We start from the raw sequence: 24,238 nt of genomic DNA, 5'->3' as shown, positions 1-24,238 counted from the left end.
CGACATGTCAGGGGGTCATAGGACGCGGACCGCCGCCCGTCGACCATGCGGGAGCGCACAGGGCCGCGCGGGGCCGAAGGCGCGCCCAGCCGCAAGTCCGCGTCACGCCGCCCGCCCCCGCCGGCCCTCGACCAGCCACATGGCGAGAAGGGCGGCCGCCAGCGTGGCCAGCGCCGCGAGGCCGAGCGCCAGCGGGTAGACCTCGACGCCGCGGATGTTGGCGCTGTCGCTCGGCCGGAAGCCGATCCAGTCGCTGCCGGCGAGGCGGCCGCCGCGCACCAGCGCGAGGCGCGGCACCTGGATGCCGCCCGACTCGGCGACCCGGCGGACCGAGCCGCCCGACCCGTCGGCCGCGGCCTTCAGGCGCTCAGTGTCGCTGAACACGTCGGCGAGCTCGCGCGGGTTGGCCGGCCCGACGCTGACGAAGGCCACGAGGTTGCCCGACCGCAGGGTGTGCAGGCCCAGGGTCTCCGCGTCGAAGGTCGCGGTGAACAGGCCGGGCTCCTGGGGCTTGAGCGTCAGCGTCGTCACCTTGCCGGTGGGGCCCGTCACTGTGACCGGCTCGGCCTGGTCCGCCATCGTCTGGCGCTCGACCCGCACCTCGCGGCCGCGCCCGGTGGTCTGGGCGCGCAGCGCCTCCTCCTCCAGGGCCGGCTCCTTCATCAGCCAGTGGCCGAGGCGGCGCAGCAGGTCGAGATAGGGGCCGCCCTCCTGGTAGCCCCGCGCCCAGAGCCAGGCGTGGTCGGACAGGAGCAGGGCGACGCGGCCCTTGTCCTCGCGCGACAGCGCGAGCAGCGGCAGGCCCTCGGCCCCCGACAGGATCGGCTGGATCCCCGGCCGGGTCCGGGCCTCGACGATGCGCAGCCAGTCGCCCCAGGCGGGCGGGTTCGCGTCCGAGCCCGGCAGGGCGCGGGTCACCGGGTGGCGCTGGCCGACCTGCGTCGGCGTCGCCTTGTAGGGCTTCTCGACGACCCGGCCGTCGGGGTCGCCGGGCAGGATGCCGGCGAGCCGCGTGCGGGCGAGGCTGGCCGGTCCGGCGAATTCGGGGCCGGCGGCGATCAGCAGGGCGCCGCCCTCGCGGACGTAGCGGACGATGTTGTCGAAATAGGCCTGCGGCAGCACGCTCTGGTTGGCGTAGCGGTCGAAGATGATCAGGTCGAAGTCCTTGATCTTCTGGACGAACAGCTCGCGCGTCGGGAAGGCGATCAGGGAGAGTTCCGAGATCGGCGTGCCGTCCTGCTTCTCCGGCGGCCGCAGGATGGTGAAGTGGACGAGGTCGACGTTGGCGTCCGACTTCAGGAGGTTGCGCCACGTGCGCTCGCCCTGGTGCGGCTCGCCGGAGACGAGCAGCACCCGGAGCTTCTCGCGGATGCCCTCGATCGGCAGGACCGCCCGGTTGTTGACCGTGGTGAGCTCGCCCGGCAGCGGCTCGACCTCGATCTCCACCACGTTCGGGCCGCCGTGCTCGATGCGCAGGTTCAGAGCGAACGGCTTGTCGGTGGCGACGTCCCGCCGGCCGATCTCCTCGCCGTCGCGGCGCACCGTGACGACGGCGTGGCCGGTCCCGCCGCGCTCCATGACCTCGGCGCGGATCGTCAGGTCCTTGCCGACGATGCCGAAGCGCGGCGCCTCCAGGAGCTTGATCTGCCGGTCGCGCTCGTCCGGGTGACCGGTGACGAGGACGTGGAGCGGCGCCTTGATGCCGAGCTGGGCCAGGGAGGCGGGGACGTCGTGCACCACGCCGTCGGTGAGCATCACGATCCCGGCGAGGCGTTCCGGCGGCACGTCGGCGAGCGCCTGACTCAGGGCCGTGAACAGCTTGGTGCCGTCGTCGCCGTCCTTGGAATCCGGCACGTCGATGAAGCGCGGCTCGATGTCGGTGAGCGCGCCGAACCGGCGCTGCAGCTCGGCGCGGACCGCGTCGGTCATCTGCGGCCGGTCGCCGAGCTGCTGGGACCCGGACCGGTCGACCACGATGGCGGCCACGTCCTTCACGGGCTCCCGGTCCTCGCGCACCAGCGCGGGGTTGGTGAGCGCCGCCAGGACCAGGGCGAGGACGAGGACGCGCAGCAGCGCGGTGCGGCCCCGGGCCAGGACGGCGAACACCGCCAGGACGGCGACGATCGCTCCGAGGACGGCGATGGCCGGCCAGGGCAGGAGCGGGGTGAAGCTGAGGCTCAGCATGGGGCGGAGCGCTCCGGATCCGTGAGGCGGCGCCGCGCCTCATTCCATGAACCGCCACGCTCACGCGGCGGCGCGGGCAGGCGCGACGGGCTCCTTCTCCCGCGCGGGAGAGGGCTGGGGTGAGGGTCGGGAAGGTACAGGCTCGAGCACGCCGTCGATGTGCCGGCAGGGAGCGCCGCGTCCGGGGAGATCTGGCCCCTCACCGTGTCCCTCTCCCGCACGGAAGAGGGGACCCGCGCCCCGTCCTGCCGACGCGGCGCCGCGCGCGCGCTTCGAATCTGCAGGCATGCAGAGGAGGGAGGGAAGGCGGCCGCGCGCCGTGTGTCCGAACCCATCACTGCCCCAGCCGCTCCAGCAGCGCGGGCACGTGGACCTGGTCCGCCTTGTAGTTGCCGGTGAGCGTGTACATCACGATGTTCACGCCGCCGCGGAATGCCATCTCGCGCTGGCGCTGGTCGCCGCCCACGACCGGGTAGAGCGGCTCGCCCCGGCGCCCCACCGCCCAGGCGGCGGCGAGGTCGTTGCCGGTGATGATGATCGGGCTCACGCCATCGCCGGCGCGGGCCGGGCGGCGCTCGGCGCCCTCGGCGGCGGGCGGCAGCGCCTCCACCCAGGTCTGGCCCGTGGCGTAGCGGCCGGGGAAGCTGTCCACGAGGTAGAAGGCCTTGGTCAGCACGTGGTCGAGGGGCACCGGCTCCAGTTCCGGCACCTCGAGCGTCGCCAGCATCTTCCGGAGATAGGCTCCTTCCGGGGTGGGCGGCCCGCCCGGCCGGGCGGTGAGCGCGTCGCGGGTGTCGAACAGGACCGTGCCGCCGTTGCGCATGAACGCGTCGATCTTGCGGATCGCGACGTCCGAGGGCTGCGGCCGGTTCGGGGCGATCGGCCAGTAGATCAGCGGGTAGAAGGCCAGCTCGTCCTTCGCCGGGTCGATCCCGGCCGGCTCGCCCGGCTCCAGCGCGGTGCGCGCGGCCAGCATCTGGGTCAGGCCGGTGAGGCCGGTGCGGCTCGCCTCGTCGACGGCGGCGTCGCCCGTGATCACGTAGGCGAGGCGCGTGACCAGCGCCGATTCGATGCCGTTCGGCCGGTTGGCCGGCGGCTCCTCCGCGCGGACCGGGCGCGCCGGCAGGGCGGCGAGCAGGACGAGGCCGGCGAGGGCCAGCACGGCCGGACGGCCGCGCAGGCGGGCCGCCAGACCGCCGCGGCGCAGGAAGCCGCCGAGCCACAGCCCCGCCAGGGTGTCGAGCGCCAGCAGCAGCAGCGCCAGGGTGAACAGGCTCGGCCGCAGGTCCAGGGTCTCGGCGCCGGCGAGGGATCCGAACCGGGCGCCCTCGAGCGCGGCGGTGTCGAGGGGCTTCAGCCGGTCATCCGGTTTCAGGGCGTTCACGCTGATGCCTCCGTCCGGCGGGCCGTAGAAGCCCGGCGGATGTTCGAGGTTCGCCCGGTCGGCGTAGTCGGCCGACACCGCTGTGGCCGAGGCCGGCGGCGAGCCCAGCGCGCCGAACCCGTCCAGAGTCACCCGCGGCGCGAGCACCGGGGGGGCGGCCCGGGCGGCATCGCCCTGGACCGGCGCGGAAGCGCCGGCCAGCGCCACGACGCGCCGGAGCATGTCGATGAACAGGCCGGACAGCGGGAGGTTCGACCACGTCGTGTCGGCGGTCACGTGGAACAGGACGATCGTGCCCTGGCCGCGCTTCTGCGCGGTGACGATCGGCGTGCCGTCCTGGAGCGACGCCCAGGTCCGGTTCGGCAGGTCGCCGTCCGGCTCGGCGAGGATCTGGCGGCGCACGCCGATATCGGCCGGCGGCGTCAGGCCCGCGAACGGGCTCTCGGGCGGGAACGGTGCCAGGGTCTTGGGGCTGTCCCAGGAGAGCGTGCCGCCGAGCGTCCGGCCGCCCCGGCGCAGCCGCACCGGCACCAGCGGATCGTTGCCGGCGGCGAGCCGCGGGCCGGCGAAGCGCAGCAGCATCCCGCCGTCCTTCACGAAGCTCTCGATCCGCGCGGTGGTCTTCTCGTCGAGCGCGCCGACATCGGCCAGCACGAGGACCGAGACCTGATTGTCGAGAAGCTGGTTGATCGAGTCCGCCGTGCCCTTGGCGCCCCGCGGCTCCTGCACGTCCGCGAAGGGCTGGAGCGCCCGCGACAGGTAGTAGGTCGGCGCCAGGAGCGGCTGCGCCTGGTCGAGGGTGCCGCCGAACACGAGTCCGACCCGGCGGCGCTTGCCGCGCTCGTCCTGCAGCACCACGGCGCCGGCCGAGCGCTCGCCCGCGATCTCCAGCCGGCTGATGCTGTTGCGCAGCTCCACCGGCATCTCGAAGGTCGCGTCCGCCTCGGTGGCGTCGGCCGCGAAGGCGAAGTCGCGCTCGGCGAGCGGCAGGCCCTTCTGGTCGAGCGCCCGGATCACGCCCGCGTCGCGCCCGTTCGGCGCCGCCCGCAGGGCGTGGGTCACGAGCTTGCCGGCGTTCTCGGTGGCGGTCAGGGCGAGGGCCGGCGGCCTGTCGGCCCGCAGCACCGTGAGGGCCGCGCCCCTGTCGCCCGCGAGGTCGGCCAGCCCCTTGGCGAAGCGCGTGTCGCTCGCGCCGGCGACGCCGTCGCTGATCCAGACGAGGCCGGCGCCCCGGTTCTTGTCGAGGAAGGTCTCGATCGTCGGGAGATGCGCGTCGCGGGCGGGGAGGATCGGCCGCGGCGCGAGCGCGCGCAGCCGCTCCAGGGCGGCGGCCGGCGTCTTCGCCTCGAAGGCCGCGGGGGCGTCGGCGAGGCCGATCACTGCGACGGGCCGTCCGTCGCGGGCGGCGCCCTCCACCGCGTCGGTGGCGACGCGCAGGCGGTCGCGCCAGTCGTGGGCGGCCGGGAAGCCGTTGTCGAGGAGCACGAGGAGCGCGCTGCGGCCGCCCCCGGCCCCCACGCCACCGGCGTTCCAGACCGGGCCGGCCACCGCGAGGATCAGGGCGGCGGCGATCAGGAGCCGGAGGATCAGCAGCCAGGGCGGCGTGCGCGCCGGGGTCTGCCGCTGCGGGATCAGGTCGGCGACGAGCTTCAGCGGCGGGAAGTTGATCCGGCGCGGGCGCGGCGGGGTCACCCGCAGCAGGAACCACAGGGCCGGCAGGCCGATCAGGGCGGCGAGCGCCAGCGGCGCCGCGAAGGTCAGACCCAGCATGGCGGCCTCACTCGGTGCCGCGGGCGGCGATGAGCGTGGCGAGCCGCAGGGCCGCCTCGCTCGCCGGCCGGTCCGTGCGGTGGATCGTCAGCGTCCAGCCCTGGCCGCGGGCGATGGACGCGAGGGCGGCCCGGTGCTCGGCGATCCGGGCCCGGTAGCGCGCGCCCCAGGCGTCGGCGTCGCCGATGTCGAGGCTGAGGCCGCCCTCGAGATCGTGCAGGACGGCCTGGCCGGTGAACGGGAAGGTCTCCTCGATCGGGTCCGCCACCATGAGGAGATGGCCGCGGCTGCCGCGGCCGGCGAGGCTCTGAATGGAGGCCGCGATCCGGTCGGGCTCGGTCAGGAAGTCGCCGATCAGCACCACCTCGTCGAAGCGGGCGGGGCTGGCCCGGGGCGGCAGGTCCTGGGTGAGGCCGGCCGTGTCGGCCACGAGCGCCTGGGCCAGGCGCTCGACGATCCCGCGGGAGGCGCTCGCGCGGGTCAGGCCGAGCAGGCCCACCCGCTCGCCGCCCTCCACGAAGGCGTCGGCCAGGGCGAGGCCTAGGATCAGCGCGCGCTCGATCTTCGGGGCCGAGGCGAGGTCCGAAACGAAGCCCATCGAGGCCGAGCGGTCGATCCACAGCCAGATGTTGTGGGCCGCCTCCCATTCGCGCTCGCGCACGTAGAGCCGGTCGTCGCGGGCCGAGCGGCGCCAGTCGACGCGGGCCGCGGCCTCGCCGGTGACGAAGGGGCGGAACTGCCAGAAGCTCTCGCCCGGCCCGGCGCGGCGGCGGCCGTGGAGGCCGTGGGCCAGCAGGCTCGACACGCGGCGCGCCTCCAGGACGAGGCGGGGCATCTTGTCGGAGAGGGCGGTCGCGCCCTCGCTCTCGCGCCGGCCGGGGGTGCGCCTGCCGGCGTCGAGGGCGTTCGTCGCGACCAAAGTCAGAGCTTCTCCGCGAGCTTGGCGATCAGGCCCTCGATGGTCTCGCCGTCGGCGCGGGCAGTGTAGCTCAGCGCCATCCGGTGCTTGAGCACCGGCTCGGCGAGCGCCTTCACGTCGGCCACCGACGGCGCGACCCGGCCCTCGATCAGCGCCCGGGCGCGGGCGGCGAGCGTCAGCGCCTGGCTGGCGCGGGGGCCGGGACCCCAGAGGAGCTTGTCCTTCACGATGGCGTCGCCGCTGTCCGGCCGGGCGGCGCGGACGAGGTCGAGGATCGCCTCGACCACGGCCTCGCCCACCGGCAGCCGGCGCACGAGGCGCTGGGCGGTGAGCAGCTGCTCGGTGGACATCACGGCCCGCGGGCGCGCCTCGTCCACGCCGGTGGTCTCGATCAGGATCCGCCGCTCGGCGGCGCGGTCGGGGTAGCCGACGTCGATCTCCAGGAGGAAGCGGTCGAGCTGCGCCTCGGGCAGGGGATAGGTGCCCTCCTGCTCGATCGGATTCTGGGTCGCCAGCACGTGGAACGGCCGCGGAAGGTCGTGGCGGGCGCCCGCCACCGAGACGTGGCCCTCCTGCATGGCCTGCAGCAGCGCCGACTGCGTGCGCGGGCTCGCCCGGTTGATCTCGTCGGCCATCAGGAGCTGGGTGAAGACCGGCCCCTGCACGAACCGGAAGGCCCGGCGGCGCTCGGCGTCCTCCTCTAGGATCTCGGTGCCGAGGATGTCGGAGGGCATCAGGTCTGGCGTGAACTGAACGCGCCGCGCGTCGAGGCCCAGCACCGTGCCCAGCGTCTCGACCAGCTTGGTCTTGGCGAGGCCCGGCAGGCCGACCAGCAGGCCGTGGCCGCCGGCCAGGATGGTCACGAGTGCGAGATCGACCACTTTCTCCTGGCCGAAGATCACCCCGTGGATCGCCTCCCGCGCCGCGCCGACATCGGCGAGGCAGCTCTCCGCCGTCGCCACGATGCCGTCGTCCAGGGTGGTGGCCGGGCTGATCCCCTGCGTCATGCCGATATCCATCTCCTGCCCGGGCCCCGCGGGACCCGCCGGCCAATCCCGCAAGTGTGGGGCTTCAGGTGCCGGGCTGGCAAGGTCGGGATCGCCGCACGCCCGTTCGCGGCCGCGTTGGCGGCGTCCGGCGCCCTCGCCGAGACCGGAGCCGCCCGCGATGGGTCGGACGCCGATCCCGCCCCGCTCTTGGCGTGGGCGACCCGGACCTTTAGGAAGGCGCCCAAGCCGGGGCGATCCTCACCCGCGACCGCCGGACCGGCCGAACCCTCTGATGTCTCTCGCGGATCGCGGCGTGGGCAGCTTTGCGGGCTTCCCGCGTATCCGGACCTGACCATGCGCCTTCGAGATGTGTTCGTCGTCGGATCGTCGGAGAAGGCCGGCCTCGCAGGCGCGGCGCAGTCCCTCGCGCGCCCGCTGACCCGGCGCCTCAAGGGCCGCCGCCGCACCGAACCCCGCCAGGCGGACCTCGTCCGCGCGGTCAAGGAATCCGGCCTGTTCGACCCGGCCTGGTACGCGAGGCGCTACCCCGACGTGGTCGGCGAGGGGATCGATCCGGCGGTGCACTACGCGGTCCACGGCGGGCGCGAGGGGCGCTGGCCGCACCCGCTCTTCCACGGCGACCTCTACCTCGACTCCGTCCCGGGCCTCCGGGCCGAGGGCACCAACCCGCTGCTCCACTACCTCGACCGCGGCGCCGCGGCGGGCATCCGCCCCAACCCGCTGTTCGACCCGGACTGGTACGCGACGCGCTACCTCGGCGGCGCGGAGCACCGCGCCTGGGCGTTCTCCGACTTCCTGTCGCGGGGCGACACCGACCCGTCGCCTCAGTTCGACACCGCCTGGTACTTGTCCCGCTACCCGGATGCCCGCGCGGCCGGCGGCAACGCGCTGAGCCACTTCTTCGAGACCGGCCGGAAGCAGGGCTACCTGCGCAACCCGGAGGAGTTCGCCGGCCTGTCGCGGCACGTCGACCTGATCCGGCGGTCGGGGCTCTTCGACGCCGCGTTCTACCGCGAGCGCTGCCCCGAGGCCGAGACCAGCGGGCTCGAGCCCCTGGAGCACTACGTGATGGCCGGCGGCTACCGCCGCTACGCGCCCCACCCGCTGTTCGATCCCGACTGGTACGCGGCCCAGTCCGCCGCGGTGCGGGCCGACAGCCTCAACCCGCTGGTCCATTACCTGGAGCACGGCGCCGCCGAGGGCCTCGACCCGGGGCCCTGGTTCGCCACGCGCTGGTACACCGAGACCTACCTTGAAGACGACGCGGCCGGGCAGAACCCGCTGGCGCATTTCCTCGCCGATGGCGGGCGCACGACGAGCCCGTCGCCGCGCTTCGACGCGCCCTGGTACCGCGCCCGCTACCCGAAGGTCGCGGCGCTGGGCCTCAACCCGCTGATCGACTACGTCACCACCGGCCTGGAGGCGGGCCGCCTGACCCGCCGCGTCCCCGGGGCCGCGGTGCCGGAAGCCTCCGACGCGCGCCTCTCCTGCCTGAAGCGCGAGCCCCGGCGGCACGGCCGCACGGCCCTGTTCATCACACACTGCCCCGAGGGGCGGATCCGCGGCCACGTCGAGCCCTACCTCAAGGCCTTCGCGGAGAACGGGACCGACCTCGTCCTGATCATCGCCGCCGACCAGCACAAGAACGCCGTGCCGCAGGCGATCCTGGATCTCTGCGCCTCGGTCTACCTGCGCGAGAACAGCGGCTTCGACTTCGCCGCCTGGGCGCATGTCCTCCTGGAGGACACCGACCTCCTCGATTCCGAGACGCTCTACCTCGCCAACGACAGCCTCGTCGGCCCCCTCGACCGCGACGACTTCGCCGGCCTGCTCGCGAAGATCGACGCCTTCCCGGAGGCGGTAATCGGCCTCGCCGACAATTTCTACTACAGCCACCACCTCCAGAGCTTCTTCCTGGCCCTGAAGCGGCGCTGCCTGTCCTCGTACGCGTTCAGCCACTTCCTCCTGTCGGTGGCGAACTGGCCGGACAAGAACGCGGTCATCACCGAGTACGAGCTGACCTTCTCGCAGCGGATGCGGGCGGCCGGGCTCGGGATGCGCAGCCTGTTCTCGGCCCAGAACAAGCACATGTCGCTGGTCAACGACCCGCGCAACAACCGCACCCTGTTCGACTGGGAGAACATGCTCAGCCAGGGCTTCCCGTTCGTGAAGCGCTCGCTGCTGGGCGAGCACGCCGCGATCGGCGGGGCGGCGGTGCGGGAGGCGATCGCCGAGCGCGGCTTCGACCTCGACCGGCTCGACGTGACCTACACGTATCCGGGCGCCAAGATCTGGGCCGACCTGCGCCGGCCCCGGGCGCCGGAGCGGCCGCTGCGCGTCGCCTACGTCTCGCCGATGAACTACGCCAACGGCCTCGGCGTCGCGGCCCGCAGCTACGCCCGCGCCCTGCATCGGACCCCCTTCGCGCTGAACGTCCACCCGATGGAGCGGCCGTTCCACGTCCACGCCCGGGTGGCGCCGGCGTGGCAGGCCCGGACCTTCTCGGGCCCCGCCGACGTCGCGCTGGTCCATTTCAACGGCGACAGCTGGCACTCGCTGATGAGCGACCGGCAGCGGGCGATCGCCGCCGAGGCGCGGCTGAAGATCGGGCTGTTCGTCTGGGAGACCTCGCACGTGCCCGGGGGCTGGCTGCCGACCGTCGACGGCCTCGACGCGATCTGGGCGCCCACGGAGTTCTGCGCGGCGATCTTCCGGCAGATCACCGACATCCCGGTCGACGTCGTGCCCTACGTGGTCGAGAACGAGGCCGGCGAGCCGGTGAGCGCCGCCGCCAAGGCGAACCTGCGCAAGGCCTTCGCGATCGACCCGTCCAAGCGGGTGATCCTCTACGCCTTTGACGGCTCCAGCTACCTCGCCCGCAAGAATCCGCACGCGCTGATCCGGGCCTTCCGGGCGGCGGGTCTCGGGCAGGCCGGCTGGCAGCTCGTGCTCAAGACCAAGCACGTGTTCGACCTGCCCGAGGAGGGCAAGAAGCTCCTCGACCTCGTGGGCACGTCCGGCGACGTCGTGGTGATCGACCAGCCGCTCTCCCAGAACGAGCTCGGCGCGCTGTTCGATCTCTGCGCAATCTACGCGTCGTCGCACTCCTCGGAGGGCTTCGGCCTGACGATCGCCGAAGCGATGGAGATGGGCAAGGTCGTGGTCGCCACCGATTACGGCGGCTGCCGCGACTTCCTCGACGCCACCTGCGGCTTCCCCGTGAAGGCCGAGGTCACGGCCCTCGACCAGACCTACGGCCCGTACCTGCGCGGCGCCGAGTGGGGCCAGGTGGACGAGGCGGACCTGACCCGGGCCCTCAACGACGCCGCCCGGGCGGTGACCGGCGGCGACGCGGCCCGGATCGGCGCCGCCGCCCGGGCGCGCATCCGCGAGCGCCTGTCCATCGGCGCGGTGGCGCGGGCCATGGAGGCGAGCCTGACCCGCCTCCTGGCCGCCGAACGGTCCTGAATCCCCGGAGACGCGACCCGTGTTGAAGAAGAAGCCGGTCCCGGCCCCGTCGGCCTCGTGGGGCACGCTCCCGTGGCCGGACGCGATCCTGCCGCTGCCCCTCGACGGGCAGCTCCGTCCCCTCGACGAGCGCCGGCTCGCCCAGGTCGCTTCCGGCCAGTTCCCCGCCTGCCGGGCGATCTTCGTCGCGCCCGCGGCCTCCGAGCTGCGCCCCGACCTCGCGGCGCACCTGACGCGCGCGCTGGCGGAGCGGCCCGATATCGGCATCTTCTACGGCGACGACGCCGTGGTGGACGGCGCCGGCCAGGTCCGCAGCGTCCACTGCAAGCCGGCCTTCAACCCGGCCCTCCTGATGGCCGACGACTTTATCGGCTTCCCGCTGCTGATCCGCGTCTCGGCCCTGGCCGGCCTGAGCCCCGATTTCGGCCTGCGCCACGGCAGCGCCGCGTGGTTCCGATTCCTGCTCGGCGCGATCTCCGCGGGGATCGGCATCGACCGGATCCCCCAGACCCTGATCGCCTCGCCGCTGGAGCGCCCGAAGGCGACGCGCACGGCGCGCGCCCACGCCCTCGACCGCTGGTTCGAGGCCTCGGGCATGCCGCTGCGCACCGCCCCGGGGCTGACCCCGGACACGCTGGAGATCCGCCGGAGCTTCGACGCGCGGCCGGCCGTGACCCTGGTCGTGCCGACCAACCAGAGCCGCCCGAAGGACGATCAGGGCCGCGCCGTCGAGGGCGCGAAGCCCCACGTGATCAACCTGCTCGACAGTCTCGGCCGCAGCACCTACCCGGCCGACCGGATCCGCGTGCTGATCGGCGACGACGTGGCCGACGACGCGATCTACCGCGGCCGCTCCGACCGCTTCACCGTGACCCGCCTGCTGACGACCCGGGCGCCGGGCGAGCGGTTCAACTACGCGGCCAAGATGAACACCCTCTGGCGCGCGGCCGAGACCGACCTCGTCATCCTGATGAACGACGACCTCGTCGTGCGCCGCCCCGGCTGGATCGAGGCGCTCCTGACCTTCGCGCTGGACCGCGGCGTCGGCGGCGCCGGCGGCCGGCTGCTGTTCCCCACCGGCAAGATCCAGCATGCCGGCATGACCGGCGGCATCTTCGACGTGTTCGCCCACCCCTGGTACAACCGGGACGCGGCCGAGCCGACCTACGGCGACTGGGCCCTGACGCAGCGCGACTGCTCGGCGGTGACCGGGGCGCTCTTCGCCACCCGCAAGGCGGTGCTCGAGGCGGTCAACGGCTTCGACGAGGGCTTCGCCCTCGACTTCAACGACGTCGACCTGTGCCTGAAGATGCGGCAGCTCGGCTACCGCATCGTCTACACGCCCTTCGCCGAGCTGGCGCACCACGAGAGCGCCTCGCGGCAGACCAGCTTCGCGCCGGGCTCGCAGATCGCCCGCTTCCTGCGCCGCTGGGGTGACGTCATCGCGGAGGATCCGGCCTACAGCCCGCAGCTGCGCATCGACACCGACGTGGTCGCCCCGCGGGCCGACGCGACGCGCTGGATCGCGGAGCGCCGGGCGGACGCCGCCTGAGCGGCCGGCGCGCCCGGGTTAAGCTAAACGCGCGAAGTTCGGCGCGGCGGCCTGGAACGGGGCAGTCCGAGCCTCTACCCATCGTGGCGGATGCGCGGACGGAACCGTCCGCGCCGGGGTGGGGAGCCCGACGTGAAGAAGCCGCTCACCGCCGCCGCCCTCCTCGTCGGCCTCGCCCTGGTCGGCCTCGCGGCGGAGATCCGGCTGCACGAGCGGGGCCGTCCCGTCGCCAGCACGGCGGTCCGGTCGGGCGGCGCCGCCTTCGCCCCGGCGCCGATCCCGGCGGACTGGGTCGTCTCCGGCGACCCCGTCACCGAGGTCGCGGAGGTCTCGCAGACCCATGACGGCAGCGCTCAGGTCTACCTCTGGCGCACCACGGCCAGCACGTTCCGCTGGACCCACCACGCCGACGAGATCATCACCATCCTCGACGGCGAGGTCTTCGTCACCGACGCCGACGGCAGCCGCCACCACCTGACGCCGGGCGACGTGGCGCATTTCCCGGTCGGGTCCGTCCAGCTCTGGGAGGTGCCGAGGACGCTCCTGAAATCGGCGATCCTCAAGCACCGCAGCCCGACCCTCGTCGAGGCGTCCCTGCGGTGGCTGCGCCGAGCGCGGGCGCTCGTCGCCGGCTGAGGCGCGGGCGCCGGCGGCGTCCGCCGCGCCGCGCCGACGAGGCGTAATCTAGGTTGAATCCCGCGATCCGGTGACACGGCTTGCTAAGGCTCGGCGCGGCATCATCGGCGCTCCGACGCCGCGAACCGACCCGATGCCCCCACCCCGCGACCTGCAGCTCGACGCCGCGCGCGGCCTCGCCGTGCTGCTGGTCCTGTCCGGCCACCTGCTGCAGCCCGTCTTCTACGGCCCGTCGGGGCCGGAGCCGGGACCGGCCCTCGCGGTCTGGCGGGTCATCTACGCCTTCCACATGCCGTTCTTCTTCCTGCTCTGCGGGATGGTCGACCGGATCAAGGGCGAGGCGAAACTCGGCGAAGCCTGCCGCTCCGCGCTGCGGCTCGTGGCGGTGACGCTGGCGTTCGGCACCCTCGCGCTGGTGCCCCAGGCCCTCGCCGGCACCCTGTCGCCCGGGGACGCGCTGGGCGACGCGCTGTGCGGCCGCGACTTCGGTCTGGGCGTGCTCTGGTTCCTGGTCGCCCTGGGGCTTGTACGGGTGATCGACGCCGCGGCGCGCGCGGCGACCTTCCCGGGCGGCTACTGGATCGTCCTGGGCGGCGCCCTGGCCCTGTCATGGACCTGCAGCGCGCGGGCGTTCCCGTACTGGCAGGTCCACGCGCTCGTGGGCGCCCTGCCGTTCTACGTCGCGGGCCTGAGGCTCGGGCCACGGGCGTTCGACGTGTCGGCGCTGCTCGGCGCCTGCGGCCTCGCCGTGCTCCTGCTCTGCGCGCCGCGGAACTTCGTCCACGTCGCGACCGGGCAGTACGGCGACCCGGCGCTGTTCGCCGTGACGGCCGCGGCGGGCTCGGCGTTCGCGCTGGCGATCGTCGGCCGGCTGCGCGGCCCGTCGCGCGCCGCGGCGGCCGTGTTGGGGCGGGCGAGCTTCGAACTCTACATCGTCAGCGGCGTCTTCCTCCTCCTGGCGCCGCACTGGCCCGCCTGGGACCGGTGGGACGGCCTGGTGCTGCTCGCCGCAATCGGCCTGCCCCTGCACCTGATCGCGGCTCGCGGGCTGCGCGGGCCGATCCGGGCCGTCCGCGCGGCCGCCGACAGTGTTGTCGACAGCGCGGTCGACGGCTTGGTCGACGGGCTCGCCGGCCGCCGGCGTCGCGCGCGGCCGGGCTTGTCCGGGGCGGATCCTTAAGACTTGTGCGGGACGATCCGCCGGCATTCCGGCCGCAAGACCCTCGATGACAGCGCCACACGCCAGGGGGCCCGATGTTCGCTGAGCGCCCGCGCGGCGGCGTCGGCGCGTGGCCCCTCATCGCCGCCACGCTGGTCGCCACGATCGTCTGGATGGCGGTCGCCGGGCTGCACTTCGCCTGGGACAGCGCCCTCGTCACCCTCGCGGCCTGCGGCGGGCTCGAGGTCCTGGCGCAGGTCTACCGCACGCGACGCCCCGAGCCGCGCATCGCCGCGACGCTCAGCGCGCTGGCGCAGGTCATCGCCTTCAGCGCCTGCGCGGCCGCGCTGTCGTACACCGTCGCGAGCACCGGCGGCCCGCTCTGGGATTCGACCTTCGACGCCTGGGACCGGCGGCTCGGCCTGGACTGGCGTGCCTACCTGGCCTTCGTGGACGGCCATCCGCGGCTCGGGCTGGCGCTCTCGCTGGCCTACCGGAGCCTGATCCTGCAGACCATGCTGGCGGTCATCCTGCTGGGCTTCAGCGGCCGGCTGCGGGCCCTGCGGGACTTCGTCCTGGCCTTCGCCCTCGCCGGCACGGTGACGGTCCTGATCTCGGCGCTGACGCCGGCCCTGGCGAACTTCGTGTACCTGGGCCTGTCCCCGGCGGACTTCCCCAACCTGCACCCGGCCGCGTCCTACGTCCACGTCGCGGACCTGACCGGCCTGCGCGACGGCACGCTCCGGACGATCTCCCTCGACCACGTCGAAGGCATCATCACGTTCCCGAGCTTCCACGCGGCGCTGGGCGCCCTCTACATCTGGGCCTTCTGGCACCTGCGCGCGGCCCAGATCCCGGCCCTCCTCGTCAACGTCCTCCTCATCGCCGCCACGCCGATCGACGGCGGCCACTACTTCGTCGACGTGATCGCCGGGCTGGTCATCGCCGTCCTGGCGATCTGCGCCGCGCGGGCGCTCGGGCGGCGGTGGGCCGCGGACGCGCCCAGTCCCGGAGCGCCCGAGGGCGGACCCGCACCCGGGCGGGCCTGACGCGCGCGGCCCGCGGGCACCTCAGAGCGGCTCGCCTCGCATCAGCCGGGGCCGCGAGTCGCGCGCGGCCGCGGCCTCGCCGATGAAGAAGCGCTTGAGCCCCGGCAGCCGGTCCACGATCCCGAGGCCGAGGTCGCGGGCGAGGCGCAGCGGCAGGGCGTCGTTCGAGAACAGCCGGTTCAGCCCGTCGGTGGCCGCCGCCATGGCGAAGCTGTCGAAGCGCCGGGCGCGCTCGTAGGCGCGCAGCACGTCGGGGCTGCCGGGATCGAGGCCGAGGCGCAGCGCGCCGGTCACGGATTCGGCCAGCGCCGCGGCGTCCGCGAGCCCGAGATTGAGGCCCTGGCCGGCGATCGGGTGGATCACGTGCGCCGCGTCGCCCAGCAGGGCGAGGCGCTCGGCGCGGAAGGCGCGGGCGATGCCGAAGGCGAGGGGGTGACGGCTGGGGCCGTGCTCCAGCGCGAGCGCGCCGAGATCCAGGGTGAACCGGCGCTCGATCTCGGCGAGCACCTCGTCGGGGCCGCCGGAGAGCAGGGCCTCGGCGTCGTCCGACCGCTCGGTCCAGACGATTGAGGAGCGGTGCCCCAGGGAGCCGCCGTCCCGCAGCGGCAGGATCGCGAACGGGCCAGCGGGCAGGAAGTGCTCGAAGGCGCGGCCTTCGTGCGGCCGGGCGTGGCCGATCGTCGCCACGATCCCGACCTGCGGGTAGGACCAGCCGACCCAGCCGATCCGCGCGGCCTCGCGCAGCCGCGAGCGCGCGCCGTCGGCGGCCACCAGCAGGTCGCCCCGCAGGGTCTCGCCGGTGGTGAGCGCCGCGCGGATCGCGGCCCCCTCCGGCACCGCGCGCACGACCCCGGCGGCGACGATCGCGACCCCCGCCGCCCGGCAGGCCTCCGCGAGGGCCGCGGCGAACGGCTCGGCCTCGATCATGTGGGCGAAGGGCTCGCCGTCGTCGCGCTCCGCGTCCGCCTCGCGGCCGAATGTCAGGAAGACCGGCCGCACCGGGTCGGCGAGGCGGCTGTCGCTGATCACCATCTCGGTGATCGGCTCGGCCGCGGCGGCGACCCGGGCCCACAGGCCGAGGCGCTCCAGCATGCGCCGCCCGCCCGCCGCGAGGGCGTAGGCGCGGCCGCGATGCCGGGCGGGGTCGGCGGCGCCCGGGTCGATCACCGTCACGGCCAGCGCCGGCCCGTGGGCCTGCTTCAGGGCGAGGGCCAGGGCGAGGCTGGGCAGGCCGCCGCCGGCGATCAGGAGGCTGCGGCTGCCGGGGCGGGGCGTCTCGGCCGTCATCGGGGCGGATCTCCTAGGGGTCCCGCGCGGGACGCGTGGATTGGTTCGTCCGAAAAGCCTATGTCGCACGCGGGCAACGAACGGAAACCCCGCGGGTCATGACCGACGCCAACACCGACGCGATGACGGACGCCGTCGCCGAGCTGATCGCCATCCTCGACCTGGAGCGCCTGGAGGTCGACCTGTTCCGCGGCCAGAACCCCAGGACGGGCTGGCGGCGCGTCTTCGGCGGCCAGGTGGTGGCGCAGGCCCTGGTCGCCGCGACCCGGACGGTGCCGGACGACCGTCCCGCCCACTCCCTCCACGCCTACTTCATGCTGCCCGGCGACCCGCGCACGCCCATCGTCTACGAGGTCGAGCGGATCCGGGACGGGCGGAGCTTCACGACCCGCCGGGTCAAGGCGATCCAGCACGGGCGCGCGATCTTCGCCACGACGGTCGCCTATCAGGTCGTCGAGGAGGGGCTGACGCACCAGCCGGCGATGCCGGCGGTGCCCGGACCCGAGGGGCTCCTCGACGGCAAGGCCCTCGCGGCCGCCGGCGGCACCGGGATGCCGGAGGCGATCGCCGCCTATTTCGGCCGCGAGCGGCCGATCGCGCTGCGGCCGGTCGACCTGAACCGCTACCTGCCCGCCGGCGCGGGCGGGCGGGCCCCGGACCCGATCTTCAATGTCTGGCTGCGCGCGGCCTCGGCGCTGCCGGACGATCCGGCGCTGCACCGGGCCGTGCTCGCCTACGCGTCCGACATGACCCTGCTCGACGTCTCGCTGATCCCGCACGCGCGCTCGGTGTTCGACCCGACGATCCAGGCCGCGAGCCTCGACCACGCGCTCTGGTTCCATCGGCCCGTGAAGATCGACGACTGGCTGCTCTACGCCCAGGACAGCCCGGTCGCGGGCGGCGCCCGCGGCTTCGCCCGGGGCCAGATCTTCGACCGGGCCGGCAACCTCGTGGCGTCGGTGGCCCAGGAGGGTCTGATCCGCCCGACGCGGGATTAAAACGCGTTCCCGCGCGTATGTTGCCGACACGCAACGGGGCGAGATGCACGGAATTGGGCAGATTGCCTCGTCTTTGTGCGGCGTCGCGGCGCGACCTGCCCGCGATCTGGCCGCGTCGGGCTAATCGATGGGCAAAATGGCGACCGGCGAAAATGTTCCCGGCCAAGCTTGTCTGGCATAGTCCTTGAATAGCGGCCTTCGACCGCGGGTCATCCCGAGCCTGCGGACGGTCCGGGTCGGCTCGTCCCGCAGGTCGGGTGACGGCAACGGTTCCCGAGGACTTCGAAGGGGGCGTCGCCCATGAAAATCGTGATGGCCATCATCAAGCCGTTCAAGCTCGAGGAGGTGCGCGACGCGCTCACCGGAATCGGCGTGCACGGCCTGACGGTGACGGAGGTGAAGGGTTATGGCCGCCAGAAGGGCCACACCGAGATCTACCGCGGCGCGGAATACGCCGTCAGCTTCCTGCCGAAGCTGAAGATCGAGGTCGCCGTCGCCTCGGACCTGACGTCCAGCGTGATCGACGCCATCGCGGGGGCCGCGCGGACCGGCCAGATCGGCGACGGCAAGATCTTCGTGATGCCGCTGGAGAAGGCGGTGCGCATCCGGACCGGCGAGACCGACGCCGACGCTCTCTGATCCGCGGCCCGGTGCGCCCGGGCCCGCCGATCCCCAGACCTCCTGAAACACTACGGACTTGAGACCGGGAGCCACGTGCCCATGAAACTTCGTCATGCCCTCATGCTCGGCTTGGGAGGGGCGGCGATCGCCGCCCTCCTGATCGAGCCGTCCCTCGCGCAGACCCCGACACCCGAAGCCGCCTCGCCGCCGCCCTCGCCGATCCCCAACAAGGGCGACACGGCCTGGATGCTGATCTCGTCGGCCCTGGTGCTGATGATGAGCATCCCGGGCCTCGCGCTGTTCTACGGCGGCCTCGTGCGCACCAAGAACATGCTGTCGGTGCTGACTCAGGTGTTCGCGATCGTGTCGATCGTCGGCCTGCTCTGGGTGTTCTACGGCTACAGCCTCGCCTTCACCAGCGGCGGCGGCCTCAACGACTTCGTCGGCGGCCTCTCGAAGGCCTTCCTGAAGGGCGTCGACGCGAACTCGACGGTCGCGACCTTCTCGAACGGCGTCGTGATCCCGGAATACGCCTATCTGTGCTTCCAGATGACGTTCGCCATGATCACGCCCGCGCTGATCGTCGGCGCCTTCGCCGAGCGGATGAAGTTCTCCGCGCTGGTGGTGTTCACGATCCTCTGGGTCACGATCATCTACTTCCCGATGGCCCACATGGTCTGGTACTGGGCCGGCCCGGACGCCGTCGGCAACGCCGCGAAGGCGCTGGCCGCCGCCACCGACGACGCCTCGAAGGCGACCGCCCAGGCGGCCCTCGACGCGGTCAACAAGGATGCCGGCTTCCTCTTCCAGAAGGGCGCCCTCGACTTCGCGGGCGGCACGGTCGTGCACATCAACGCGGGCATCGCCGGCTTCGTCGGCTGCCTGATCATGGGCAAGCGCATCGGCTACGGCCGCGACCTGCTCGCCCCGCACTCCCTGACCATGACGATGATCGGCGCCTCGCTGCTGTGGGTCGGCTGGTTCGGCTTCAACGCCGGCTCGAACCTCGAGTCCAACGGCACCGCCGCCCTCGCCATGCTCAACACCTTCGTGGCGACCTGCGGCGCCGCGGTGGCGTGGCTGTTCGCCGAGTGGGCCCTCAAGGGCAAGCCGTCCCTGCTCGGCATGCTGTCGGGCGCGGTCGCCGGCCTCGTCGCGGTCACCCCGGCCTCCGGCTTCGCCGGCCCCATGGGCTCGATCGTGCTCGGCCTCGTCGCCGGCGTGGTCTGCTTCGTGATGTGCTCGACCGTGAAGAACGCGCTCGGCTACGACGACTCGCTGGACGTCTTCGGCGTCCACTGCGTCGGCGGCATCCTGGGCGCGCTGGCGACCGGCATCCTGGTCGACCCGAACCTCGGCGGCGTCGGCATCCCCGACTACACCTCGAAGCCGGGCGAGCTCGCGGTCGGTGCCTACGACATGATGAGCCAGCTCATCGTCCAGGCCGAGGCGGTCGGCCTGACGCTCCTGTGGTCGGGCATCGGCTCGGCGATCCTCTACAAGCTCGTCGACGTGACGATCGGCCTGCGCGTCACGCAGGAGGAGGAGCGCGAGGGTCTCGACATCGCCGATCACGGCGAGCGCGCCTACAACTACTGAGACGGAGGGCGCGGCCCCGCGGGGCCGCGTCCCCCGAACGAGAAAACCCCGGCTCCGTGAGGACCGGGGTTTTTTCGCGTCAGGCCGTCATCGCGAGCGCAGCGAAGCGACCCAGGGCAGCGCTGCGGTCGGAATCGGAGCGAAGCCCTGGATTGCTTCGCTCCGCTCGCAAAGACGATGCGGGGCGGCGACCGGGCATCGACCCCGAAGCATTCACGCCGCCCGCGTCAGCGCCGCCTTCTCCTCCGCGAAGGCCCAGTCGAGCCAGGGCGTCAGCGCTTCCAGATCCGAGGTCTCCACGGTGGCGCCGCACCAGATCCGCAGGCCCGCCGGCGCGTCGCGATAGGCGCCGATGTCGAGGGCGACACCCTCGCGGTCGAGGCGCTCGACGATCCCCGCCGCGTAGGCCGAGACCGCCGCGTCGCCGCGGGCGAGCACATCCGGATCGGCGATCACGAGGCAGACGCCCGTGTTCGAGTAGGTCGCGGGATCGGCGGCCAGCGGCGCGATCCAGGGCGTGCGCGCGACCCAGTCGTAGACGACCTTCGCGTTGGCGTCGGCCCGCGCGTGCAGCGCCTTCAGGCCGCCGATCCGCTCGGCCCAGTCCAGGGTGTCGAGGTAGTCCTCGACGGCCAGCATCGAGGGCGTGTTGATCGTGTCGCCCTTGAAGATGCCCTCGATCAGCTTGCCGTCCTTGGTGAGGCGGAAGATCTTCGGCAGGGGCCAGGACGGTGTGTGGCTCTCCAGTCGCGCCACGGCGCGGGGCGAGAGGATCAGCATGCCGTGCGCCGCCTCGCCGCCCATCACCTTCTGCCAGGAGAAGGTCACGACATCGAGCTTGTCCCAGGGCAGGGGTTGGGCGAAGGCCGCCGAGGTCGCGTCGCAGATCGTCAGGCCCTCGCGGTCGGCCGCGATCCAGTCGCCGTCCGGCACCTTCACGCCGGCCGCGGTGCCGTTCCAGGTGAAGACCACGTCGCTGTTCTTCGTGTCGATCGCCGCGAGGTCCGGCAGGATCCCGTAGGGCGTCTGGTGAATGCGCGGCGCGATCTTGAGCTGCTTCAGCGCGTCCGTGACCCACTCCTTGCCGAACGCCTCCCAGGCGGCGACCGCGACGGGCTTCGGCCCGAGCATCGTCCACATCGCCATCTCGACGGCGCCGGTGTCGGAGGCCGGCACGATGCCGATCCGGTAGTCGGACGGCACCTGCAGGACCGTGCGGGTCAGGTCGATCGCCCGGCCGAGCTTGGCCTTGCCGAGGGGGGAGCGGTGCGACCGGCCGAGGGCGGCGTCGGCCAGGGCGGCCGGGGTCCAGCCGGGGCGCTTGGCGCAGGGGCCGGAGGAGAAGTGGGGCACGCGCGGGCGCTGCGTGGGGCGGCTGGTCATGGCGGATCCATCCTTGCAGAGGGCCGCGCTCCCGGGGGAGGCGCGTCCCGGCTCGCGCATGCGCCGAAACCGGCCGGCTTGCAAGCGCCCGTCCCGGCGGCAGTCTTCGCGGCGCTGCCCCCGGTCGGGACACGGCCCCGGGCGGCGGGGAACAGTCGATTAATCCCGGCCCGTTAGCCTTAATGAGGTGCCGCGTAGCGTTTGAGGTGCGCCGATGACTTTCCACAGCGCCGCGATATTGGCGGTCTGGTCCGTTCTACTCTTGGTTATTGGGGCCTTAATTCCCCGCCTCCTGCAGGCGAGCCGGACACCGCGGCTGGTGCCGCAGCCGCTGCGGCTCGACCCGCCGGATTACGACCGCGACGGCCCGGTGATCGACCTCGAGCCGGCCTGACCGGGGCTGCCCCCGGGGCGCAGGTCCGGGCGCCGCTCGGCGGTGATCCGCTCGGCCTCCGCCCGCCGCCAGCGGGCGATGGCGGCGTGGTTGCCGCCGGAGAGGACGTCCGGGATCGCGCGGCCCTCCCAGTCGCGGGGGCGCGTGTAGTGCGGGTACTCGAGGAGCCCGCCCTCGAAGCTCTCCTCGACGCCGGATTCCACCTTGCCCATCACGCCGGGCAGCAGGCGCACGCAGGCGTCCAGAACCACCAGCGCGGCGATCTCGCCGCCGGACAGCACGTAGTCGCCGATCGAGACCTCCTCCAGGCCGCGCCCGGCGATGACGCGCTCGTCGACGCCCTCGAAGCGGCCGCAGACGATCAGCGCGCCCGGTCCCGCCGCGAGGTCGCGCACGCGGGCCTGGGTGAGCGGCCGGCCGCGGGGCGACATCAGCAGGCGCGGGCGCGGGTCGTCGGCCCCGGTCGCGGCGTCGTAAGTCGCGGCGTCGATGGCGGCGCCGAGCACGTCGCAGCGCAGGACCATCCCGGCCCCGCCGCCGGCCGGCGTGTCGTCCACCGAGCGGTGGCGGCCGAGGCCGTGCGCGCGGATGTTGCGGGCCTCCAGGGTCCAGTCGCCCCGCGCCAGGGCGTCGCCCGACAGGGACACGCCCAGCGGGCCCGGGAACATCTCCGGGTAGAGGGTGAGGATCGTGGCCCGCCAGGGCGTGTCCGCGCGCGTCATGGCGCTTGATGGCGCGCGGGGTGCGGCACGGTCAACGGGCCCGGCACCGTCGGCGCGCCCCGCGGGTTGTCGGCCATGATCTGCGCCCTCGCCCTCCTCGCGGCCGCTGCCGCCACCGCCGCCCTGGCCGGCCCGGCCCGCGCCGCCGAGCCGCTGGCGCCCCTGGGCGCGCCCGCCGCCGCCTTCCCCAGGCCCGACCGGCCCGTGGCCGAGATCGTCGCGCCGCGCTGGTCCTCGGAGGCCGAGCGCGACAGGGCGGGCGAGTTCGAGCAGGTGGCCGAGGGGATGGGCATCGCGCCCGGCGAGACGGTGGCGGATATCGGCGCCGGCAGCGGCTACTACGCGGTGCGGTTGAGCCCTCGGGTCGGGCCGCGGGGCCGCGTGCTCGCCGAGGACGTGACGCCGTCCTACCTGGCGGCCTTAGAGAAGCGGGTGAAGGCGCTCGGGAACGTCACGGTCGTGCGCGGCGAGCCGCACGACCCGCGCCTGCCCCCGGCCTCGGTGGACGCGGCGATCCTCGTCCACATGTACCACGAGATCACCCAGCCCTTCGGCCTGCTCCACAACCTCGCCGCCGCGATGCGCCCGGGCGCCCGGGTCGGGATCGTCGACGCCGACGCGATCCCGTCGCGGCACGGCACGCCGCCGGCGCTCCTGCGCTGCGAGCTCGCCGCCGCGGGCTACCGGGAGACCGGCTTCCGGCCGCTCGCGGACGGGGCCTACCTGGCAATCTTCGCGGCCCCCGCCCCGGAGGCGCGCCCGCGGCCGGAGACGGTCCGGCCCTGCCGCGACGACTCGACGGCGCGGTAGCGGCACCTCAGGAGCGCCAGCGCAGCTCGCGGCGCTCCAGCGGGTTGACGAACGGGCGCCCGTCGCGGGCCGATTCCAGGGCCTCGCGCTTCAGCCGGAAATACCATTGCGAGGGCAGGTCGCCCTGGCCGAACAGCACCATGGTGGGCTTGCGGTCGAGCCCGTCCTGCGCGTGCTGGAGCACCTGCTGGTCCTGGGTCAGGAACTGCCGCATCAGCGGGCGCGCGACCGGCTTGAGCAGGTTCAGGGCCGGCATGCTCCAGTAGAGGGCGTTGGTGAGCAGCGTCCGGTCCGGCGTCAGCGGCGTCGCGAAGGTGTAGTTCGCCACCCGCTTCTCCCCCGCGCGGATGCGCTCCAGCCGCACGCCGGGCAGGCGGAACTCGATCTCGACCTCGGGGATGCCGCCGAGCAGGCGGTAGACCGGCGAGCTCGTCGTGGTCGCGTGGCTCGTCATCACGAAGCCGTGCGGCACCGGCTGGAAGGTCTTCACCTTCTCGCGGAGCTGCTTCGAGGGCCGGAACCACCACGAATCGTGGACGAAGGCGACGTGCCCGGGATCGACGAGGCTCAGCGTCGTCAAGTCGAAGGAGGCCTCGACCTCCAGCTCGACCACGAGGGATCCGGCGGGCTCGAAATCCAGCGCCGGCACCTCCGGCACCGCGCCGGCGGCCGGGCCGAGATGCGGGTTGACCCAGAGGAAGCCGGCGCTCTCCCGCACGGGGAAGCGCTGCACCTGGATGCGCGAGAAGTCGGCGGCGTCGTGCTCCGACAGGGTCGGGACGTCGCGGCAGCGCCCGTCGGTGCCGAAGCGCCAGCCGTGGAACGGGCACATCAGGGTGTCGCCGTCGAACCGGCCCTTCGACAGGGCCATGCCGCGGTGAGGGCAGCGGTCGCGCAGCGCGAAGGGCGCGCCGTCGGGGGCGCGGCCCAGGACGATCTGCTCGCCGTTCAGCGCCACAGCCCGCAGGGCCGACCGGCCGCCCACCCTGCCGAGGCTCCGGGACTGCCCGACGCAGTACCACGCGTTGCCGAGCGGCTGGCGCATCGCGTCGGGATCGAGCGCGGCCTCGTCGGCGGGGCGCGGCGGGTTGGCGAAGGGCGCGTTCAAGGCGGTTCGGGCAGACCTCGGGGCGCCCGTCATACGCCCGGCCGCCGGGACGGGGAAGCGCCGGGCCGGGGAGGACAAACGGGCGCAGGCGCGGGGCTTCACAAGCCGGGCGCGGCCACCTACCTTCGCCTCACCCGCAACCAACGAAAGGAGGTGATCCAGTGTCTCATTGTCATCAGCCGTGT

The 24,238-nt window shown here is 73.6% G+C and carries 17 protein-coding genes; 9 read left to right on the top strand and 8 right to left on the bottom strand.

Translation table 11 applies throughout. From position 1 onward, the window contains the following. Nucleotides 1-102 precede the first annotated feature (102 nt). The 4 genes from LXM90_RS26220 to LXM90_RS26205 form a co-directional block, all read right to left on the bottom strand. On the bottom strand, nt 103-2,184 hold the full coding sequence (locus LXM90_RS26220) for a membrane protein (RefSeq protein ID WP_042671469.1): 2,082 nt from the start codon (nt 2,182-2,184) through the stop codon (nt 103-105). 334 nt (nt 2,185-2,518) lie between these two features. Continuing rightward, on the bottom strand, nt 2,519-5,338 hold the full coding sequence (locus LXM90_RS26215) for a DUF4159 domain-containing protein (RefSeq protein WP_234081216.1): 2,820 nt from the start codon (nt 5,336-5,338) through the stop codon (nt 2,519-2,521). A 7-nt stretch (nt 5,339-5,345) separates the two neighbouring features. Beyond that, nucleotides 5,346-6,257, bottom strand: coding sequence for a DUF58 domain-containing protein (locus tag LXM90_RS26210; protein ID WP_020092625.1), 912 nt, complete (start codon nt 6,255-6,257; stop codon nt 5,346-5,348). A 2-nt stretch (nt 6,258-6,259) separates the two neighbouring features. Further along, on the bottom strand, nt 6,260-7,264 hold the full coding sequence (locus tag LXM90_RS26205) for an AAA family ATPase (protein ID WP_026604846.1): 1,005 nt from the start codon (nt 7,262-7,264) through the stop codon (nt 6,260-6,262). Nucleotides 7,265-7,600: 336 nt separating this feature from the next. Here LXM90_RS26205 and LXM90_RS26200 point away from each other — a divergent pair, with 336 nt between their 5' ends. The 5 genes from LXM90_RS26200 to LXM90_RS26180 all read left to right on the top strand — a co-directional run bounded on the left by LXM90_RS26200 (nt 7,601) and on the right by LXM90_RS26180 (nt 15,131). Then, on the top strand, nt 7,601-10,735 hold the full coding sequence (locus LXM90_RS26200) for a rhamnan synthesis F family protein (RefSeq protein ID WP_026604845.1): 3,135 nt from the start codon (nt 7,601-7,603) through the stop codon (nt 10,733-10,735). Between the two features lie 19 nt (nt 10,736-10,754). Beyond that, nucleotides 10,755-12,287 carry a glycosyltransferase family 2 protein gene (locus LXM90_RS26195; protein WP_026604844.1) on the top strand — a complete coding sequence of 511 codons (1,533 nt, stop codon included), beginning with the start codon at nt 10,755-10,757 and terminating at the stop codon, nt 12,285-12,287. A 132-nt stretch (nt 12,288-12,419) separates the two neighbouring features. Further along, nucleotides 12,420-12,923, top strand: a complete 504-nt coding sequence (locus LXM90_RS26190; RefSeq protein WP_020092621.1) for a cupin domain-containing protein — start codon at nt 12,420-12,422, stop codon at nt 12,921-12,923. Between the two features lie 133 nt (nt 12,924-13,056). Then, on the top strand, nt 13,057-14,103 hold the full coding sequence (locus LXM90_RS26185) for an acyltransferase family protein (RefSeq protein WP_020092620.1): 1,047 nt from the start codon (nt 13,057-13,059) through the stop codon (nt 14,101-14,103). Nucleotides 14,104-14,177: 74 nt separating this feature from the next. Beyond that, a complete protein-coding gene (locus LXM90_RS26180; RefSeq protein WP_020092619.1) occupies nt 14,178-15,131 on the top strand; it encodes a phosphatase PAP2 family protein in 954 nt (317 codons plus the stop codon). A gap of 21 nt (nt 15,132-15,152) precedes the next feature. Here the strand turns inward: LXM90_RS26180 and LXM90_RS26175 are convergent, their stop codons facing one another. Then, nucleotides 15,153-16,418, bottom strand: a complete 1,266-nt coding sequence (locus LXM90_RS26175; protein WP_020092618.1) for an FAD-dependent monooxygenase — start codon at nt 16,416-16,418, stop codon at nt 15,153-15,155. A 98-nt stretch (nt 16,419-16,516) separates the two neighbouring features. Between LXM90_RS26175 and tesB the strand changes: the two genes are divergently transcribed. The 3 genes from tesB (at nt 16,517) to LXM90_RS26160 (ending at nt 19,636) form a co-directional block, all read left to right on the top strand. Then, on the top strand, nt 16,517-17,416 hold the full coding sequence (tesB, locus tag LXM90_RS26170) for an acyl-CoA thioesterase II (RefSeq protein WP_234081214.1): 900 nt from the start codon (nt 16,517-16,519) through the stop codon (nt 17,414-17,416). A gap of 300 nt (nt 17,417-17,716) precedes the next feature. Then, nucleotides 17,717-18,055, top strand: a complete 339-nt coding sequence (locus LXM90_RS26165) for a P-II family nitrogen regulator (protein ID WP_010683623.1) — start codon at nt 17,717-17,719, stop codon at nt 18,053-18,055. An 81-nt stretch (nt 18,056-18,136) separates the two neighbouring features. Then, nucleotides 18,137-19,636, top strand: a complete 1,500-nt coding sequence (locus LXM90_RS26160; protein WP_026604842.1) for an ammonium transporter — start codon at nt 18,137-18,139, stop codon at nt 19,634-19,636. Nucleotides 19,637-19,849: 213 nt separating this feature from the next. On the opposite strand, the gene LXM90_RS26155 is transcribed toward LXM90_RS26160, so the two are convergent. Both LXM90_RS26155 and trmD read right to left on the bottom strand, forming a co-directional pair. Next, nucleotides 19,850-21,019, bottom strand: coding sequence for a phosphoserine transaminase (locus LXM90_RS26155; RefSeq protein WP_020092614.1), 1,170 nt, complete (start codon nt 21,017-21,019; stop codon nt 19,850-19,852). Between the two features lie 351 nt (nt 21,020-21,370). Further along, on the bottom strand, nt 21,371-22,135 hold the full coding sequence (trmD, locus tag LXM90_RS26150; protein ID WP_020092613.1) for a tRNA (guanosine(37)-N1)-methyltransferase TrmD: 765 nt from the start codon (nt 22,133-22,135) through the stop codon (nt 21,371-21,373). A 75-nt stretch (nt 22,136-22,210) separates the two neighbouring features. On the opposite strand from trmD, the gene LXM90_RS26145 reads away from it, so the two are divergent. Continuing rightward, nucleotides 22,211-22,945 carry a class I SAM-dependent methyltransferase gene (locus LXM90_RS26145; RefSeq protein ID WP_020092612.1) on the top strand — a complete coding sequence of 245 codons (735 nt, stop codon included), beginning with the start codon at nt 22,211-22,213 and terminating at the stop codon, nt 22,943-22,945. Between the two features lie 7 nt (nt 22,946-22,952). On the opposite strand, the gene LXM90_RS26140 is transcribed toward LXM90_RS26145, so the two are convergent. Next, a complete protein-coding gene (locus tag LXM90_RS26140) occupies nt 22,953-23,990 on the bottom strand; it encodes an aromatic ring-hydroxylating oxygenase subunit alpha (RefSeq protein WP_419149870.1) in 1,038 nt (345 codons plus the stop codon). Nucleotides 23,991-24,238: the final 248 nt, after the last annotated feature.

Source organism: Methylobacterium oryzae, from assembly GCF_021398735.1.
Classification (GTDB): Bacteria; Pseudomonadota; Alphaproteobacteria; order Rhizobiales; family Beijerinckiaceae; genus Methylobacterium.
This window is presented reverse-complemented; position numbering and strand designations above follow the sequence as displayed.